Annotated in this window: 17 protein-coding genes and 1 pseudogene; 11 read left to right on the forward strand and 7 right to left on the reverse strand. The window is 72.3% G+C overall.

The annotated features are described in order from the left end of the window. Positions 1-53: 53 nt before the first annotated feature. Together ACF062_RS15050 and ACF062_RS15055 are read left to right on the forward strand one after the other, a co-directional pair. Positions 54-131, forward strand: a pseudogene (locus tag ACF062_RS15050) (Uma2 family endonuclease); the annotation flags it as partial. An 83-nt stretch (positions 132-214) separates the two neighbouring features. After that, positions 215-3,421, forward strand: a complete 3,207-nt coding sequence (locus ACF062_RS15055; protein WP_392138288.1) for a tetratricopeptide repeat protein — start codon at positions 215-217, stop codon at positions 3,419-3,421. 152 nt (positions 3,422-3,573) lie between these two features. Here ACF062_RS15055 and ACF062_RS15060 read toward each other — a convergent pair whose 3' ends face one another. Both ACF062_RS15060 and mca read right to left on the reverse strand, forming a co-directional pair. Then, a complete protein-coding gene (locus tag ACF062_RS15060; protein ID WP_392138875.1) occupies positions 3,574-3,825 on the reverse strand; it encodes a hypothetical protein in 252 nt (83 codons plus the stop codon). Between the two features lie 19 nt (positions 3,826-3,844). Further along, complete coding sequence (gene mca / locus ACF062_RS15065) at positions 3,845-4,726, reverse strand: mycothiol conjugate amidase Mca (RefSeq protein ID WP_223776430.1); 882 nt, start codon at positions 4,724-4,726, stop codon at positions 3,845-3,847. 124 nt (positions 4,727-4,850) lie between these two features. Between mca and ACF062_RS15070 the strand changes: the two genes are divergently transcribed. Together ACF062_RS15070 and greA are read left to right on the forward strand one after the other, a co-directional pair. Further along, positions 4,851-5,273 (forward strand): DUF4307 domain-containing protein, encoded by a 423-nt coding sequence (locus tag ACF062_RS15070; RefSeq protein ID WP_392138290.1) that lies wholly within the window; start codon positions 4,851-4,853, stop codon positions 5,271-5,273. A 178-nt stretch (positions 5,274-5,451) separates the two neighbouring features. Beyond that, positions 5,452-5,949 (forward strand): transcription elongation factor GreA, encoded by a 498-nt coding sequence (gene greA / locus ACF062_RS15075; RefSeq protein WP_223776428.1) that lies wholly within the window; start codon positions 5,452-5,454, stop codon positions 5,947-5,949. Positions 5,950-6,049: 100 nt separating this feature from the next. On the opposite strand, the gene ilvA is transcribed toward greA, so the two are convergent. Beyond that, entirely contained in the window at positions 6,050-7,279 is a 1,230-nt protein-coding gene (gene ilvA / locus ACF062_RS15080) for a threonine ammonia-lyase (RefSeq protein ID WP_392138292.1), read from the reverse strand. Between the two features lie 157 nt (positions 7,280-7,436). Between ilvA and ACF062_RS15085 the strand changes: the two genes are divergently transcribed. Genes ACF062_RS15085 through ACF062_RS15095 form a run of 3 tightly spaced genes read left to right on the forward strand, consistent with a single transcriptional unit; the run spans position 7,437 to position 8,772 of the window. Beyond that, a complete protein-coding gene (locus ACF062_RS15085) occupies positions 7,437-7,955 on the forward strand; it encodes a MarR family winged helix-turn-helix transcriptional regulator (protein WP_392138294.1) in 519 nt (172 codons plus the stop codon). A gap of 42 nt (positions 7,956-7,997) precedes the next feature. After that, entirely contained in the window at positions 7,998-8,480 is a 483-nt protein-coding gene (locus tag ACF062_RS15090; RefSeq protein ID WP_392138296.1) for a sigma factor-like helix-turn-helix DNA-binding protein, read from the forward strand. 37 nt (positions 8,481-8,517) lie between these two features. Next, positions 8,518-8,772 (forward strand): hypothetical protein, encoded by a 255-nt coding sequence (locus ACF062_RS15095; protein WP_392138297.1) that lies wholly within the window; start codon positions 8,518-8,520, stop codon positions 8,770-8,772. A gap of 18 nt (positions 8,773-8,790) precedes the next feature. On the opposite strand, the gene ACF062_RS15100 is transcribed toward ACF062_RS15095, so the two are convergent. After that, positions 8,791-9,954 (reverse strand): cystathionine gamma-synthase, encoded by a 1,164-nt coding sequence (locus tag ACF062_RS15100; RefSeq protein WP_392138299.1) that lies wholly within the window; start codon positions 9,952-9,954, stop codon positions 8,791-8,793. Between the two features lie 101 nt (positions 9,955-10,055). Between ACF062_RS15100 and ACF062_RS15105 the strand changes: the two genes are divergently transcribed. Next, the gene (locus ACF062_RS15105; protein ID WP_392138301.1) at positions 10,056-11,174 is read left to right on the forward strand and encodes a hypothetical protein; all 1,119 of its coding nucleotides are present in this window, start codon (positions 10,056-10,058) and stop codon (positions 11,172-11,174) included. A gap of 107 nt (positions 11,175-11,281) precedes the next feature. Further along, positions 11,282-11,986: a peptide-methionine (S)-S-oxide reductase MsrA gene (msrA, locus tag ACF062_RS15110; RefSeq protein ID WP_392138303.1), complete on the forward strand. Its 705-nt coding sequence runs from the start codon at positions 11,282-11,284 to the stop codon at positions 11,984-11,986. A 198-nt stretch (positions 11,987-12,184) separates the two neighbouring features. Here the strand turns inward: msrA and ACF062_RS15115 are convergent, their stop codons facing one another. Then, positions 12,185-12,322 carry a hypothetical protein gene (locus tag ACF062_RS15115; RefSeq protein WP_392138305.1) on the reverse strand — a complete coding sequence of 46 codons (138 nt, stop codon included), beginning with the start codon at positions 12,320-12,322 and terminating at the stop codon, positions 12,185-12,187. Between the two features lie 186 nt (positions 12,323-12,508). Here ACF062_RS15115 and ACF062_RS15120 point away from each other — a divergent pair, with 186 nt between their 5' ends. After that, positions 12,509-13,168: a ClpP family protease gene (locus tag ACF062_RS15120; RefSeq protein ID WP_223776419.1), complete on the forward strand. Its 660-nt coding sequence runs from the start codon at positions 12,509-12,511 to the stop codon at positions 13,166-13,168. A 16-nt stretch (positions 13,169-13,184) separates the two neighbouring features. Then, positions 13,185-13,793 (forward strand): ClpP family protease, encoded by a 609-nt coding sequence (locus tag ACF062_RS15125; RefSeq protein ID WP_392138307.1) that lies wholly within the window; start codon positions 13,185-13,187, stop codon positions 13,791-13,793. Between the two features lie 19 nt (positions 13,794-13,812). Here ACF062_RS15125 and ACF062_RS15130 read toward each other — a convergent pair whose 3' ends face one another. Continuing rightward, positions 13,813-14,187, reverse strand: a complete 375-nt coding sequence (locus tag ACF062_RS15130; RefSeq protein ID WP_392138876.1) for a helix-turn-helix domain-containing protein — start codon at positions 14,185-14,187, stop codon at positions 13,813-13,815. A gap of 108 nt (positions 14,188-14,295) precedes the next feature. Further along, entirely contained in the window at positions 14,296-15,225 is a 930-nt protein-coding gene (locus ACF062_RS15135) for a helix-turn-helix domain-containing protein (protein ID WP_392138309.1), read from the reverse strand. Positions 15,226-15,302: the final 77 nt, after the last annotated feature.

Raw genomic sequence — 15,302 nt, forward strand, 5'->3', positions numbered from 1 at the left:
GAGATGGTGGCGCCGCGGCACAACCGCCTCGCCCGCATCCTGGCCGATGCCACTACGTCCTCGACCCCGCCACCAAGATCTACAGGGACGGGGAGAAGCTCACCGGAACGATCAAGGCGGCCGCCCCCTGATCCACCGACTCCCTCGCGCCGACGCCCCGTACGCAGGACACTTGGGGCCGCAGGAAACTGTTGCTCTCGGAGGGGGAACCCATATGCGGGACAGCCATCAGGCCGAGGCCGAGCGGCTGTTGGCACGGGCGGTGGAGGAGGAGGTGCGGCGTTCGGGCGGCCGCGTGGACGGGGGCGTACTGCTCTCGCGGGCGCGCGGGGCCCTCGACGCCATGGCGCAGACGGCCGCCGAGGAGTACGAGGCGTACACCCGGGCCCTCGACGAGGCGGGCGCGGGCCAGCTCACCTTCGGACAGCGGTACGCGCGCGAGGGCGCCGGAACTCCCCTGCTGGTGGCGGTGGTCGCCGCCGTCGCCGCCGGGGTCTCCGACCTGTCGTTCGGCACGAGCGCCGGCACGGCCCTGGCCACCGGCGCGGTCGTGGCCGTGGCGGGCGCGGCGGCGACCGTCGCGAAGGTGACGGCCTCCCACCTGCCGGCGGCCAGCCGCCGCGCCGGGGCGCTCAGCCAGCCGGGCGGCCCCGAACAGCTGCGCCTCCAGTGGCTGACGGCACTGGAGGTACGGGGCATCCGGCCCTTCCTCGACCAGCAGCGGGTCCTCGCCGCGTCGACCGGCACGGCGACGAAGAAGGCGGCGCCGCGGCTGCGCGGCACGGACAAGAGCGCGGCGGCGCGCAGGCGCTCCGTACTGGAGCAGTCGTTCGCCCAACTGCCGGAGGTCGAGGGGCCGTTCGCGGGGCGCAGGACCGAGCTGGCGCGCATCGCCCAGTGGGTGCACGCGGCGCGCGCCAGCACCGAGACGCGGCCCACGGTGGTCATGCTGCACGGCGCGCCGGGCTCGGGCAGGTCGTCGCTCGCGGTGCGGGCCGCGCTCGATCTGCGGGACCAGTTCCGCGGCGCGTGCGTGGTGGATCTGCGCGGCGACGCCCCGCAGGAGGCGCCGCTGTCCACGCGGGACGCCCTGCTGCACCTGCTGAATCGATTGGGCGCGCCGCGCGAGCAGCTGCTCTTCCGCGAGCGGTCCTCGAAGGAACAGCAGGTCAAGCGGCTCAGCGAGCTCTACCACCAGTACCTGACGGGCATCGCGGTGACGATCGTCCTCGACGACGCCAGCGACGCCGAGCAGGTCCGCACCCTGATCCCCGAGCGCTCCGACAGCCTCGTCCTCGTCACCGCCCGCGAGCCCCTCGAACTCCCCGCGGACCTGTCGGCCTGGGTGCACCGCCTCCCCGTCGAGGCGCTGGACGAGGCGGGCGCCGAGGAGCTGCTGCGGGAGTCCGCCGAGGACCTCTCCGGTCCCTACGACGCCGAATCGGCCGAGGAGGTACGGCAGTTGTGCGGTGGCCTGCCGCTCGCGCTGCGCGCCGCCGGTTCCTCGCTGGGCCCGCGCTCGCCGCGCCGGCTGGCCGCCGACCTGACGGCGTACGGCCCCCTGGAGAAGGCCGGTCCCGTCGAGCGCGTCCTGTGGCTGCGCTACACCGACCAGCCCGAGACCGCCCGGCGGCTGCTGCGGCGTCTCGCGCTCGCCGGGCGCGCCTCGCTGGGCCCTGCCGCCGCGGCGGCGCTGCTCGCCACCGACGAGCATGAGGCGGGCCGGCAGCTCACCGCGCTCTCCCGCGCGGGCCTGGTCGACCGGCTCCGGGGCGGCCGCTACCGCCTGCACGACCTGGTGCGCTCCTTCGCCCACTCCCGCCTCCTAGACGAGGAGGAGCCCGCCGAGCGCACCGCCGCGCAGGAGCGGCTCATCGCCAGCTACGGCGAGCTGGCCGACACGGTGATCCGCCTGGTCGACGGCAAGACCTCGACCCGCGCGGACCAGTTCGGGCAGCACGGCTTCGCCTCCCTCGACGCGGCGCTGCGCTGGCTGGACGACGAGTCGACGTTCATCACGGCGGCCCTGCGGCACGCGGAGGGCGTCGACCAGCGGGCCGTGCTCAATCTGCTGGGCGCCCTGTGCGACTACTGCCTGCTGCGCGGTGACCTCTACCGCCTCGGCGAGATCAACGAACTGACCCAGGCGATCGACCAGGGGCTGCTCGGCCGCAGCGTGCAGTGGCGCACGGGCATCGCGGCCCGTCAGCTCGGCGAGCTGGATCAGTCGCGTACGACGCTGAACTCCGTCGTCGACCTCTACTTCGAGGCCCACCAGGACGCCGCCGCCGCCCGCGCGCTCGGCTCGCTCGGCATCACGCTGCACCACCAGGGCAATCTGACGGAGGCGGCGGCCCGGCTGACGGAGGCGCTGGAACTCCAGGCCGCCGACGAGCTGGCGGGCGACCGCGCCTGGACGCTGCACGCGCTCGCCGCGGTGGAGCGGGACCGCGCCCACCTCGCGCACGCCCTCGACATGCTGGACCAGGCGCTCACCCTGCACCGTCGGAGCGGCTCCGTGCACGGCGAGGCGTGGACGCACTTCCAGCTCGGCCAGCTCCGCCTGCGCATGGGCGACGTACCGGGCGCCGAGACCGCGCTGCGCGACGCGCTCGATCTGTACGGACGTACGCGCGACCAGCGCGGCGAGGCCTGGGCCATGACGCAGCTCGCGCGGGCCCGCCTGGTGGACGGCGACCCCTCGCCCGCGGCCGACGGCCTGCGCCAGGCCGTGTCCCGGCACCGCGACAACGAGGACGCGCGGGGCGAGGCCTGGTCCCTGTACTACCTCGGCCAGGCCCTGGAGGAGACCGGCAGCCTCGATATGGCGGTGCGGGACCTGGAGCGGGCGCGCACGATGTTCTCCCGGATGCGGGACGTGTACGGCCTGGCGTGCGCCCGCCACCACTCCGCCCGCGTCACCCGCGACCAGCGCGCCGCCCAGACCGGCTCCCTGCGCAACTCCGGCTTCGCCCGCCAGCTCCTGGTGGACGCCCGCGCCGACTTCCAGCGGATCGGCGTCGCGCACGGCGAGGCCTGGACGTGCCTTGAGCTGGTGGTCGTCGACGCGGGCAACAACCGCACGCAGCAGGCGCTCGCCCTGTGCGACGAGGCCGCCGAGCTCTTCGCCTCGTACGGCGACCGGCGCGGCGGCGACTGGGCCCGCTTCCTGCGCTGCACATTGCTGCCGTACGCCTCGCCGGGCGGCTGGGAGATCGGCACGGCGGTGGCCCAGGAGGAGCTGAGCCAACTGGCCCGCGCCGACCACCCGACCCGCGACGGCAAGCTGACCGAATACGTGGAGGCGTACGGCCTGCTCCTGGAGCGCGGCGCCGACCTGGAGACGGGCTGGCAGGCCTGGCGCCTCGGCATGGTGCCGAACCGGCACGCGCGGGAGGTGATGGGGGTGGAGGTGCCGTAGGGACGCCGAGGGCCGCGGGCGGGCGCGGCAAGGGACGGCTCTGCGCACGCTCCCCGCGCCCCGGACCGGCCGCAGCCTCACATCCGGGCAACGGGAAGCCGGAAGCCGGACGGAGGATTCGCCTCCGCCCTCCTCCTGCGGTGTCGCGCGCGCTAGCCCTTGGTCTCGGGACCCGCGTCCCCGCCGCTCGCCGCGCCGACCCGCTTGCCCGGCGACGCGGATTCCGGCTCCGACTCCGAGCGGATCTCCGGCTCCTTGAAGTCGACCTTGCCCATGTGCCGGTTCATCGACTTCATCAGGCCCCAGACGGCCAGGGCCATCACCGCGAAGACGATGAATCCGAGGACGCCGGGGGTCACCTTGTCGTCGTCGACCTCCTTGGCAAGAGGGACGAGATGCGTCATTGCCAGATGTGCGTTCACGCTAGGCATTGTCGCGGATGCCCGCAAAGAGGTCGTCCTCGGGGAGGGAAGTATCGACGAGCGACTTCGCGAGCTCGTACTCCTCTGTGGGCCAGACCTCCTTCTGGAGCTCCATCGGGACGCGGAACCAGCCGCCGTCCGGGTCGATCTGCGTGGCGTGCGCGATCAGGGCCTTGTCGCGGATCTCATAGAAGTCGGCGCACGGGACATGCGTGGTGAGCGTGCGCTCGACCCGCTCGAACTCGTCCCACCGCTTCAGCCAGTCCCCGTAGGGCGACTCCAGGCCGCGGTCGAGCATCGCCTGGTGCAGCGCCTCGGTGCGCGGGCGGTTGAAGCCCTGGTTGTAGTAGAGCTTCTGCGGCTGGAAGACCGGGCCGAACTCGCTCTCCGGGTACTTCTCGGGGTCCGCCGCGCCCTCGAAGGCCACCATCGTGATCTTGTGGGTCATGATGTGGTCGGGGTGCGGATACCCGCCGTTCTCGTCGTACGTCGTGATGACCTGCGGACGGAAGGAACGGATCTGGCGCACCAGCTCACCGGCGGCCTTGTCGACGTCCTCCAGCGCGAAGCAGCCCTCGGGCAGCGGCGGCAGCGGGTCGCCCTCGGGCAGCCCCGAGTCGACGAAGCCGAGCCACTCCTGCTTGACGCCGAGGATCTCGCGCGCCTCGTCCATCTCCTTCTTGCGCACCTCGTGGATGTGCTCCTGGATGTAGGTGTCACCCTGGAGCTTCGGGTTGAGGATGTCGCCGCGCTCCCCGCCCGTGCAGGTCACGACGAGCACGTCCACCCCCTCGGACACGTACTTGGCCATGGTGGCCGCGCCCTTGCTCGACTCGTCGTCGGGGTGGGCGTGCACGGCCATCAGTCGAAGCTGCTCAGTCAAGACTCGATCCTCAAGTAATCGGGCGCCCTCGGTGATGCGGCGCAACACGCGGCTTCTATAGTGACGGAACCGGGGGGCGGAAAATTCCGGCATCCCCTGTTCCTGGAGGACGATCATGGCGGCGGTGGGTTCGAAGCCTTCAGAAGGGGTTTCCGAAGGGCTTCCCCCGGGGCGGTACGGCCGCTCCCGCACGGCCGACGAGGCCGCCGACCGCAAGCTGAAGATCGTCGGCTCGGTGCTCGGCGTCGTCCTGCTCGGCGTCGTCGGATGGTTCGGCTACGACTACATCAACGGTACGAAGGTCAGCGGCGAGGTCATCAAGTTCGACATCGTTTCGGCCGGCACGGTCAAGGCACATCTCGAAGTACGCAAGGACGCCGACGCCAAGGGTTACTGCACGCTGCGCTCGCAGGCCGAGTCCGGCGCCGAGGTCGGCCGCGCGGACTTCCGCTTCGACCAGCGCGCGGACCGCATCGACAAGGTCGTCACGCTCCGTACGACGTCGAAGGCGACCAGCGTCGAGCTCCTCGGCTGCCACTCCGACTGACACCGGCCGACACACAGCCGGGCTTTGCGGGCCTCACCTGCGTTGACGTATTTCTGATGGCTTATGTCCTCCCCCGGGCGCGCCTGAATTGTTAGGCTCGTGGTTTCGCCCACCCGTGAGGGAACATCCTTCTGGGTAGGGCGATGCTTTGTATTCCCAGTACCTACGAGGAGCACCTGTGACCCAGACCAGCGAGAACGTCACCTGGCTGACCCAGGAGGCGTACAACCAGCTCAGGGCCGAGCTGGAGTACCTGTCTGGTCCCGCGCGCACCGAGATCGCAGCCAAGATCGCGGCAGCGCGTGAGGAGGGGGACCTGCGCGAGAACGGCGGGTACCACGCGGCCAAGGAGGAGCAGGGCAAGCAGGAGCTCCGCGTCCGCCAGCTGACCCAGCTCCTGGAGACCGCCAAGGTCGGTGAGGCTCCGGCCGCCGACGGCGTGGTGGCGCCGGGCATGGTCGTGACCATCGCCTTCGACGGCGACGAGGACGACACCCTGACGTTCCTGCTCGCCTCCCGGGAGTACGCGAGCGAGGAGATCGAGACGTACTCGCCGCAGTCTCCCCTCGGCACGGGCGTGAACGGTAAGAGGATCGGCGAGAACGCGCAGTACGAGCTGCCGAACGGCAAGCTCGCCTCCGTCAAGATCCTGGAAGCCAAGCCGTACCAGGGCTAGCCGTACCGGAGCCGGTCCTGACAGCGGGGCTGGATCCTTCCTCCGCTCGGCCGCCGCGGGCCCCCGGCACCTTCATCAGGTGCCGGGGGCCCGCGGCGTATCAGCCGATGACGGTGTACCCCGCGTCGCCCAGCGCCGTGGCCACCTCGACGCAGTGCTCGGGCCCCTTCGTCTCCAGGTGCAGCTCCACCTCGGCCTCCGTGAGCCCGAGGCGCGGGTCGGTGCGTACGTGGCTGATGTCCAGGACGTTGGCGTCGACCACGGTCAGCTCGCCGAGGAGCGTGGCGAGGGCGCCGGGGCGGTCCGTCAGGCGCAGCCGCAGTGAGAGGTAGCGGCCCGCCGCCGCCATGCCGTGGCGCAGGATGCGCTGCATCAGGAGCGGGTCCACATTGCCGCCCGAGAGCAGCGCGACCACCGGGCCCTCGAACGACTCCGGCTCGCTCAGCAGGGCCGCGACGGGGCTGGCGCCCGCCGGTTCGACGACCATCTTGGCGCGCTCCAGGCAGAGCAGCAGGGCGCTGGACAGCTCGTCCTCGGAGACCGTCACGATGTCGTCGACCAGGTCTTCGATCAGCTGAAACGGTACGTCGCCGGGGCGCCCGACCTTGATGCCGTCGGCCATGGTCGCGGGGTTGTCGATCGACACCGGGTGCCCGGCGGCGAGCGAGGGCGGGTACGCCGCGGACCCGGCGGCCTGCACACCGACCACCCGCACATCCGGACGCAGCGCCTTGACCGCCACCGCGATGCCCGCCACGAGGCCGCCGCCCCCGACGCCGACCACGAGGGTGCGCAGCTCGGGACACTGCTCCAGGATCTCCAGGCCGACCGTGCCCTGTCCCGCGATGATGTCGGGGTGGTCGAAGGGGTGGATGAACACCGCGCCGGTCTCGCGCGCGTACTCCTGCGCGGCGGCCAGCGTCTCGTCGACGACCTGGCCGTGCAGGCGCACCTCGGCGCCGTAGTCCCTGGTGGCCGCGACCTTGGGCAGCGGCGCGCCGGCCGGCATGAACACCGTGGAGCGCACGCCTAGGAGCGAGGACGCCAGCGCCACGCCCTGCGCGTGGTTGCCCGCGCTGGCGGCGACGACGCCCGCCGCGCGCTCCTCGGGGAGCAGGCCCGCGATCCGTACGTACGCGCCGCGCAGCTTGAACGAGCCGGTGCGCTGGAGGTTCTCGCACTTGAGGTGGACCGGGGCGCCGACCAGCCGCGACAGGTGCCTGCTGCCCTCCATCGCCGTCATCCGCGCCACTCCGGAGAGCATCTTCCGCGCGCCGCGCACGTCGTCGAGGGTGACCGTCGGCAGGGAGTGAGGCGTGCGGTAGTCCATGGCCTCAAGTCTCGCAGCCCGCGCCCGGGCGCTCCCGCGGTGACCAAGGGACGAGACCGTTCTGCGCGTAGGTTTGCGCAGCGCAGGTACGGTCCGCGCCGTGGCCGCGTACCCTGTCCCCCAACCCACCGCCCTCGCATGAAGTGAGCCCCCGGCCATGCCCACAACTCCGGACATGACGACCGCCAGTGATCCCGGCCTCCTCGACAGCCTGCAGCACCAGGTGGCGGTCTTCGCCCGCCGTGCGGAGCAGACCCGCCTCGGCGGCGTAGGCCAGGTCCGCAACTCCATGGACCGCGCCGCGTATCTGCTGCTCAACCGCCTCGACAAGGAAGGCCCGATGGGCGTCAAGGCGCTCGCCGCGAGTATGGGCATCGACTCCTCGACGGTCACCCGGCAGGTCGCCCCGCTGGTCGACACGGGGCTCGTCAAGCGCACCTCGCACCCGGAGGACGGCCGTGCCGTGGTGCTCCAGCTGTCGCCGCGCGGCCAGGCCAGGCTCGACGAGGTGCGTTCCTCGCGCCGCGAGCTGATGGCCGAGCTGACGCAGGACTGGGCGCCGGAGGAGCGCGAGAGCTTCTGCGCGCTCCTCACACGCTTCAACTCCGCCCTCTCCGCGCGCCAGACGTCACACACGACACCCGGCGGTGAGGTTCCGGCCACTCCGGAGTCTTGACCCCGGCCCCGCCCCTGGCCTCATATGAGACCGGGAGGCGCGGTGCGAGAACGGCAGGCGTTCCAGGATGCCCGCCGTGCCCGGGAGTTCGAGGCGTTCGTCGCGGGCGCGGCCGGCAGGCTCCTGCATGCCGCGACGCTGCTCACCGCGGAGCAGCCGCGGGACAACCCACGCGCGCGTGCCCTGCTGACCGCCGCCCTCGCGCATACGTACGCGACGTGGGACCGGCTGCGCGGCGAGGACCCGTACGACCGCGCCCGCCAGCAGGTCGCCCTGCGCTTCGCGCGCGGCGCCTGGCGTCGCCACCGCGGCCACGGCGGGGTGCTTGAGCGGCTCGGCCCCCAGGAGCGGCTGATCCTGGTGCTCCGGATGTACGAGGGGGTGGCCGAGGAGCAGACGGCGGCGCTCCTCGGCCTGCCCGCCGACCGGGTCGGGGCGATCTGCGCCCGCGCGATGGCGACGGTCCTGCACCCGCCGCGCGGCCCGGCGCCGGTGCGGGCGCTGAGCGGGGCGGCGCCGTCATGAACAGGTCTCGGGGCCTCATGTGCCCGGCGGTGCCGTCATGAGCCAGTACGAGCGCAAGGAGAGCGCCGTGCGGCGGATCCTGGAGGGCGCGCAGCCCGCCGCCGTGCCGCCGGAGCTCTTCGACGAGGCGGTGCGGCGGGGCGGGCGGTCGCTGCGGCGGCGCAGGGCCCTGCGGCGGCTTCTGTGGCTGGTGCTGCTGGCCGCCGCCGTGGCGTTCACGGTGTGGGCGTGCGCCGCCCGGCCCTGGGTGGAGCCGCCGTCGGACACGACTCCACCCCTGACGCGCTGGTGACCGGCTAACGCGGGGCTCCTAGCCCAGTGCCTGCTGGAGGTCGGCGAGCAGGTCGTCGGCCGCCTCGATGCCCACCGAGAGGCGCACCAGGTCCCCGGGGACCTCCAGGGCCGAGCCCGCCACCGAGGCGTGCGTCATGCGGCCCGGGTGCTCGATGAGGGACTCCACGCCGCCCAGGGACTCGCCGAGAGTGAAGAGCCTGGCGCGGTTGCAGACCTCGACGGCCGCATCCTCGCCGCCCTCGACCCGGAAGGAGACCATGCCGCCGAACGCCTTCATCTGCTTGGCGGCGATCTCGTGACCGGGGTGCTCCGGAAGGCCCGGGTAGAGGACGCTCGTCACGCGCGCGTGGCGGGTCAGCATGTCGGTGACCTTGGTGGCGTTCTCGCTGTGCCGGTCCATGCGCACCGCGAGGGTCTTGATGCCGCGCAGCACCAGCCAGGCGTCGAAGGGCCCGGCGACGGCGCCCATGGCGTTCTGGTGGTACGCCAGCTCCTCGCCCAGCGCCTCGTCGTCGACGACGAGCGCGCCGCCGACGACGTCCGAGTGGCCGCCCATGTACTTCGTCATGGAGTGCACGACGACGTCGGCGCCGAGCGCGAGCGGCTGCTGGAGGTAGGGGCTCGCGAAGGTGTTGTCGACGACGAGGCGGGCCCCGCTCTCACGGGCGATCTGCGCGACGGCGGCGATGTCGGTGATGCCGAGGAGCGGGTTGGAGGGGGTCTCCACCCAGATGGCCTTCGTACGGTCGGTCACCGCCGCCCGGACCGCCTCCGGGTCGGAGGTGTCGGCCACGGACCACTCCACGCCCCAGCGCGAGACGACCTTGGCGAAGAGCCGGAACGTACCGCCGTACGCGTCGTTCGGGATGACCACGTGGTCGCCGGGGGCGAGCAGCGCACGGAGGAGGCAGTCCTCGGCCGCGAGGCCGGACGCGAAGGCGAGGCCGCGGCGGCCGCCCTCCAGGGCGGCCAGGTTCTCCTCCAGGGCGGTGCGGGTCGGGTTGGCGCTGCGGCTGTACTCATAGCCGCCGCGCAGGCCGCCGACGCCGTCCTGCTTGTAGGTCGAGACCTGGTAGATGGGCGGGACGACGGCGCCGGTGAGCGGGTCGGCCGTGTTGCCCGCGTGGATCGCCACGGTCTCGAAGCTCTGCGTACTGGGCGTGCTGTGCGAGTCACTCATGCGGCCTGAGCGTAGTGCGCGCGGGGGCCGGTGCGCCGGGTCGGTCCGGGTACGTCCCGGCAGGTTGGCCAATTGTCGGACCCGTCTGGTTCGCTTGGGTCATGGAGATTCTCTGGTTCCTGTTCGCGGTGATCGTCATCGGCGCGGTCCTCGGGCCCGTGCTGCTGCGCAGGCGCGGTGGAATCCGGCAGGTGGCGCCCGGTTCGCCGGACGCCGCGGACCCGGCGGACTACGGCTTCCTGCGCCAGGAGGAGCTGGACATCCGCATGCCGGGGGCGGACGCCGATCTCCTCGAAGTGCTCGACCTCGTGCAGCGCACGCAGGAGTGGAAGGCCGCCTCTCAGCTCCTCGCGGGCACCGAGACGCACGGTGAGCTGCGCTGGCAGCGCGTGCAGGCCTTCGCGGGCGCGGCCTCGCTGGAGCTCCAGCAGCGGCCGGGCGGGGTGAGCGGCAGCCCCGGCGGGCAGTGGCTGCGGGTGTGGCGGGCCGAGGCGCCCAAGGACGCGGGCGGCGCCGCGGTGCACGCGGAGTTCCTCGTCCAGCAGGCGTGGCGCACGGCGGAGCAGGGGACGGACGAGTTCCGGATCATTCTGGAGGAGGCCAGGGAGGCGTGCGCGCAGGCGGCGCTGCTGGCGCCGGGTGACCCGATTCCGTACATCGTCGAGCTCTCGATCGCCCGCGGGCTCTCGTACTCCCGAGAGGAGTTCGAGCAGCTGTGGCTGAAGATCCTGGACCGCGCGCCCGCGCACATGGGCGCCCATCTGGCGGCGCTGCACTACTGGTGCGAGAAGTGGCACGGCTCGCGCGACCTCGCGTACGGCTTCGCGGAGGCGGCCGCTGCGCGCGCGCCGCGTGCCTCCCTGCTCGCGGCGCTCCCGCTCTTCGCCGTCTATGAGCACTTGCCCGAGGTGAACCTGGTCCGCGGCTTCTATCAGAGCGAGGTCGTCACCAAGGCCGTCGAGGGCGCCCTGTTCGCGGTGCACGCCGCGCGCCCGGACGACCCGATGCTGGCGCACGTCCGGCATCTGCTGATCTTCTTCCTGGTCCACTGCGAGCGGTGGGCGGAGGCCATGAACCAGCTGGTGCACGTGGACGGCCACGTCGGGGCCCTGCCCTGGACCCTGACCACGGACCCGGCCGAGAGCTACGCGCTGTACCGCGCGCTGGCGGTCGCGGGGTACGAGGCGAACGGCGGAAGCCCGGCGACGCTGCCGCACTGAGCCGCGGGCCGCGAGCCGTCCGGAATGCGGGGGGCCGCGAGCACGTTCCCCTGACGCACCCCTGTGAGGGTGCGCCCCTGCCAGGTCCCGCACGAGGAGAGACCCACATGATCTTCGGCCGCACGCCCGAGCTCCCCACCCCCGAGCAGGCCCTGAAGGGCCGGGCGACCCCGGAATTCGAGGTCCCCGCGCGCCACACGGTCCTCGGCAACCCGCTGCTCGGCCCCTATCCCGAGGGCCTCCAGGTCGCGGACTTCGCTCTGGGCTGCTTCTGGGGCGCGGAGCGCAAGTTCTGGCAGACGGAGGGCGTCTGGACGACGTACGTCGGCTACCAGGGCGGTTACACCGAGAACCCCTCCTACGAAGAGGTCTGCTCCGGCCTGACCGGCCACACGGAGGCGGTCCGCGTCGTCTTCGACCCGTCGAAGGTGTCGTACGCGTCGCTCCTGAAGCTCTTCTGGGAGTCCCACAACCCCACGCAGGGCTTCCGCCAGGGCAACGACGTCGGCACGCAGTACCGCTCGGCGATCTACACGCACTCCCCCGAGCAGGAGGCCGGCGCGAAGGCGTCCCTGGAGGCCTACCAGCAGGTCCTGACGGCCGCGGGCCACGGCACCATCACGACGACGGTCCTCCCGGCGGAGAACCGCCCCTTCTGGCCGGCCGAGCCGTACCACCAGCAGTACCTGGACAAGAACCCGGACGGCTACTGCGGCATCGGCGGCACGGGCGCCCTCCTGGACACGCCGTCGGAGACGAACTGGGGGCGGGCGTGCCCGACGGGCATCGCGCCGGCGCCGGGCCAGAACTGACACCACGGTCACCGTCCGCCGGGTCACGTTCCCGGAAACGGACTATCAGCCGGAGGGCCTGGCTGCGGCGGTACACAAGTGGCTCGAAGAGGGGTTCGCCCTGCCTCCCCACGGAGTGACCGCCACGTTCGACCGACCCGCGAACCGGTACGTGTACACCTGGTAGGAACCCTCAGTCGACCCCGAGGTCCCGCCGCATCACGCGGCCGCCGTGTACTCCGCGTACAGCTGTCTCCGCGTGGCCGTCTCCCGGTCCGCGCTCTCACGTCGCCATCGGATCCGGTCGGCGAGAAGCGTCGCGCCGACGCCGATCACCGCGCCCAGCAACGTACTCACAGGCGATATCCACTCCACGAGGACACGACCCTAACGGCCCCCGCCCGAGCCCGAGTCGGCCACGTCCGCGCCCCCTCTGCCCTCAGCGAATCTGCCACCAGCCGAGATCTCTGACAGCGCCCCGGTCCGCGGGCAACAGTGAAGGCACGGCGCGGCGTTGGAGTCGCGGTACTTCAGGGAGGTCCGATGTCAGTACTCGGCAGTGGCTGGGACGCGGTGGTGCGGCCGCGGGGCGAGGACGGGGACACCGCCCCGTCCCGGTTCGACGACCACCTCGCGGCGCAGCTGCTCAACCAGCGGATCGTGTTCCTCGGGACGCAGGTCGACGAGGTGTCCGCCAACCGCGTCTGCGCGCAGATGCTGCTCCTGTCGGCCGAGGACCCGAAGACCGACATCAGCCTGTACATCAACAGCCCCGGGGGGTCCGTCACCGCCGGGCTCGCCGTCTACGACACCATGCGGCTCATCCCGAACGACGTCTCCACCCTCGCCATGGGATTCGCCGCGAGCATGGGGCAGTTCCTGCTGAGCGTCGGGACGCACGGCAAGCGGTTCGCGCTGCCCAACGCGCGGATCATGATGCATCAGCCGTCGGCCGGCATCGGCGGGACCACCGCCGACATCGCCATCCAGGCGGAGAACCTGGAGTTCACGAAGAAGACCATCGAACGGCTCACCGCGGAGCACACCGGGCAGAGCGAGGAGACGATCTCCCGCGACGGGGACCGCGACCGGTGGTTCACCGCCGAGCAGGCCAAGGAGTACGGGATGGTCGACCGCGTGGTCGAGTCCCTGGAGGACGTGCGGCCCGCCGGGTCGAAGCGGCGTATCGGGCTCGGGATCTGAGGGAGGGGCGGACGTCATGAGCCAGTACACGATTCCCACCGTCGTCGAGCGCACCCCGCAGGGCGAGCGCGCCTACGACATCTACAGCCGGCTGCTCTCCGAGCGCATCATCTTCCTCGGGACGGAGATCGACGACGGGGTGGCCAACGTCGTCATCGCACAGCTGCTCCATCTGGAGTCGTCCGCCCCGGAGCGCGAGGTGTCGATCTACATCAACTCGCCCGGCGGCTCCTTCACCTCGCTCATGGCCATCTACGACACCATGAGCTTCATCACCGCGCCCATCTCCACCTTCTGCGTGGGCCAGGCCGCCTCCACGGCCGCCGTGCTGCTCGCCGGCGGCGACCCGGGGCGGCGGTTCGTGCTCGACCACGCCCGCGTGCTGCTCGGGCAGCCCGCGAGCCGCGGCCGGCAGGGCACGGTCTCCGATCTCGCCCTCGAGGCGAAGGAGATGCTGCGGATCCGCTCCCAGGTGGAGGAGGTCCTCGCGCGGCACACCCGGCACGACGTCGCCACGCTCCGCGCCGACATGGACCGCGACAAGGTCTTCACCGCGCAGGAGGCGGTCGCGTACGGCCTCGCCGATCAGGTGCTCAGCAGGCGGGTCGTGCCCGCGGCTGCGTGAGGCCCGACCGGCCCGGTCCTCACGCCGCCAGGCGTACGTCCCCTTGATACGACGCCCTGGCCGGCCTCACACGGGGGTGGAGGCCGGCCAGGCGGCCCTGTGCCAGCGACAGCAGGTCCGTCAGGCCGAGGCCGAGCGCGTGGGCCGCGGCCGCGAGGACCTCGGACGAGGCCTCCTTGCGGCCGCGCTCCAGCTCGGAGAGGTACGGCATGGAGATCCGGGCCGCGTCGGCCACGTCCTTGAGCGTGCGCTCCTGCGCGAGGCGCTCGCGGCGCAGGACGTCCCCGACGACGTCACGCCACAGGGGCTCCTTGGCCGCGGGGCCGGGCTCCCGGGCCGGGCCCGGCACCGCCTTGACGGGGCGCAGAGGGATGACGCGGGCGTCGTTCGGCATCTGCCGCTCTTGGCTGCTCACCCCCTCAGCCTAGGAGGGAACCCGGTCGCGGGGCAGCGCAGGACGTTCTGCCGCCCGCGAAATCCCCTGCCCCCACAGCCGGGGCGGCTACTGCGCGCCCGAGCCCACCGACGACGCGTCCCGGCCCCAGCTCGCCAGCAGCCGCAGCCCCTGCGCCGACGCCGAACCCGGCTCCGCGTGGTACATGACCAGCGACTGGTCGCAGTCGTCCGGAAGCCTCAACGTCTCGTACGCCAGGGTCAGTTCGCCCACCAGCGGGTGGCGCATGCGCTTGACGCCGTGCCCCTTCTCCCGCACGTCATGGGTGGCCCACAGCCGCCTGAATTCGTCGCTCTTCACGGAGAGTTCGCCGACCAGGGCGGACAGCTCCGTGTCGTTGGGGTAGCAGCCCGCGTCCATGCGCAGGTAGCTGACGATGTCGGAGGCCTTCTGCTCCCAGTCGACGAAGAGGTCGCGTGCGCGCGCGTCGAGGAAGCAGATCCGCGCCCAGTTGCGGTCCTTGGGGGCGAGCTCGCCCCAGTCGCCGAAGAGGGCAGCCGCCGCCGCGTTCCAGGCGAGGATGTCCGAGCGGCGCCCGACGACGTACGCGGGCGTGCCGTCGATGGAGTCGAGCAGCCGCTGGAGCGCGGGCCGCATGTGCTGCCGGCGCGCGGCCCGCTTCTTCTTCAGCGCCTTCGGCTTCGCGAGGCGCGTGAGGTGGGCGTGCTCGGCGTCGGTCAGGCGCAGGGCGCGCGCGATGGCGTCGAGCACCTCGCTGGAGACGTTGCGGCCGTTGCCCTGCTCCAGGCGGGTGTAGTACGCGACGGAGACCCCCGCGAGCTGCGCCAGCTCCTCGCGGCGCAGACCGGGCACCCGGCGGTGGCGCCCGAAGCCGGTCAGCCCGACGTCCTGCGGCTGGAGCCGCGCCCGGCGCGAGCGCAGGAACTCGCTCAGCTCGGCCCGGCTGTCCAGGGGCCTGCCCGGCGGGCCCTGCGGGTGCGGGGCCGCGCCCTCGGAGGTGTCGTCCATGCGGTCCATTATCCCGGCTCGCCCCGCGGGTCGTATGTCCCTGAGCCTGTCCCCGCCAGTGGTAGGACCGCTGGACGTAGGCAGCA

Origin of the sequence: Streptomyces sp. NPDC015345, assembly GCF_043078805.1 — a bacterium.
Lineage (GTDB): Bacteria > Actinomycetota > Actinomycetes > Streptomycetales > Streptomycetaceae > Streptomyces.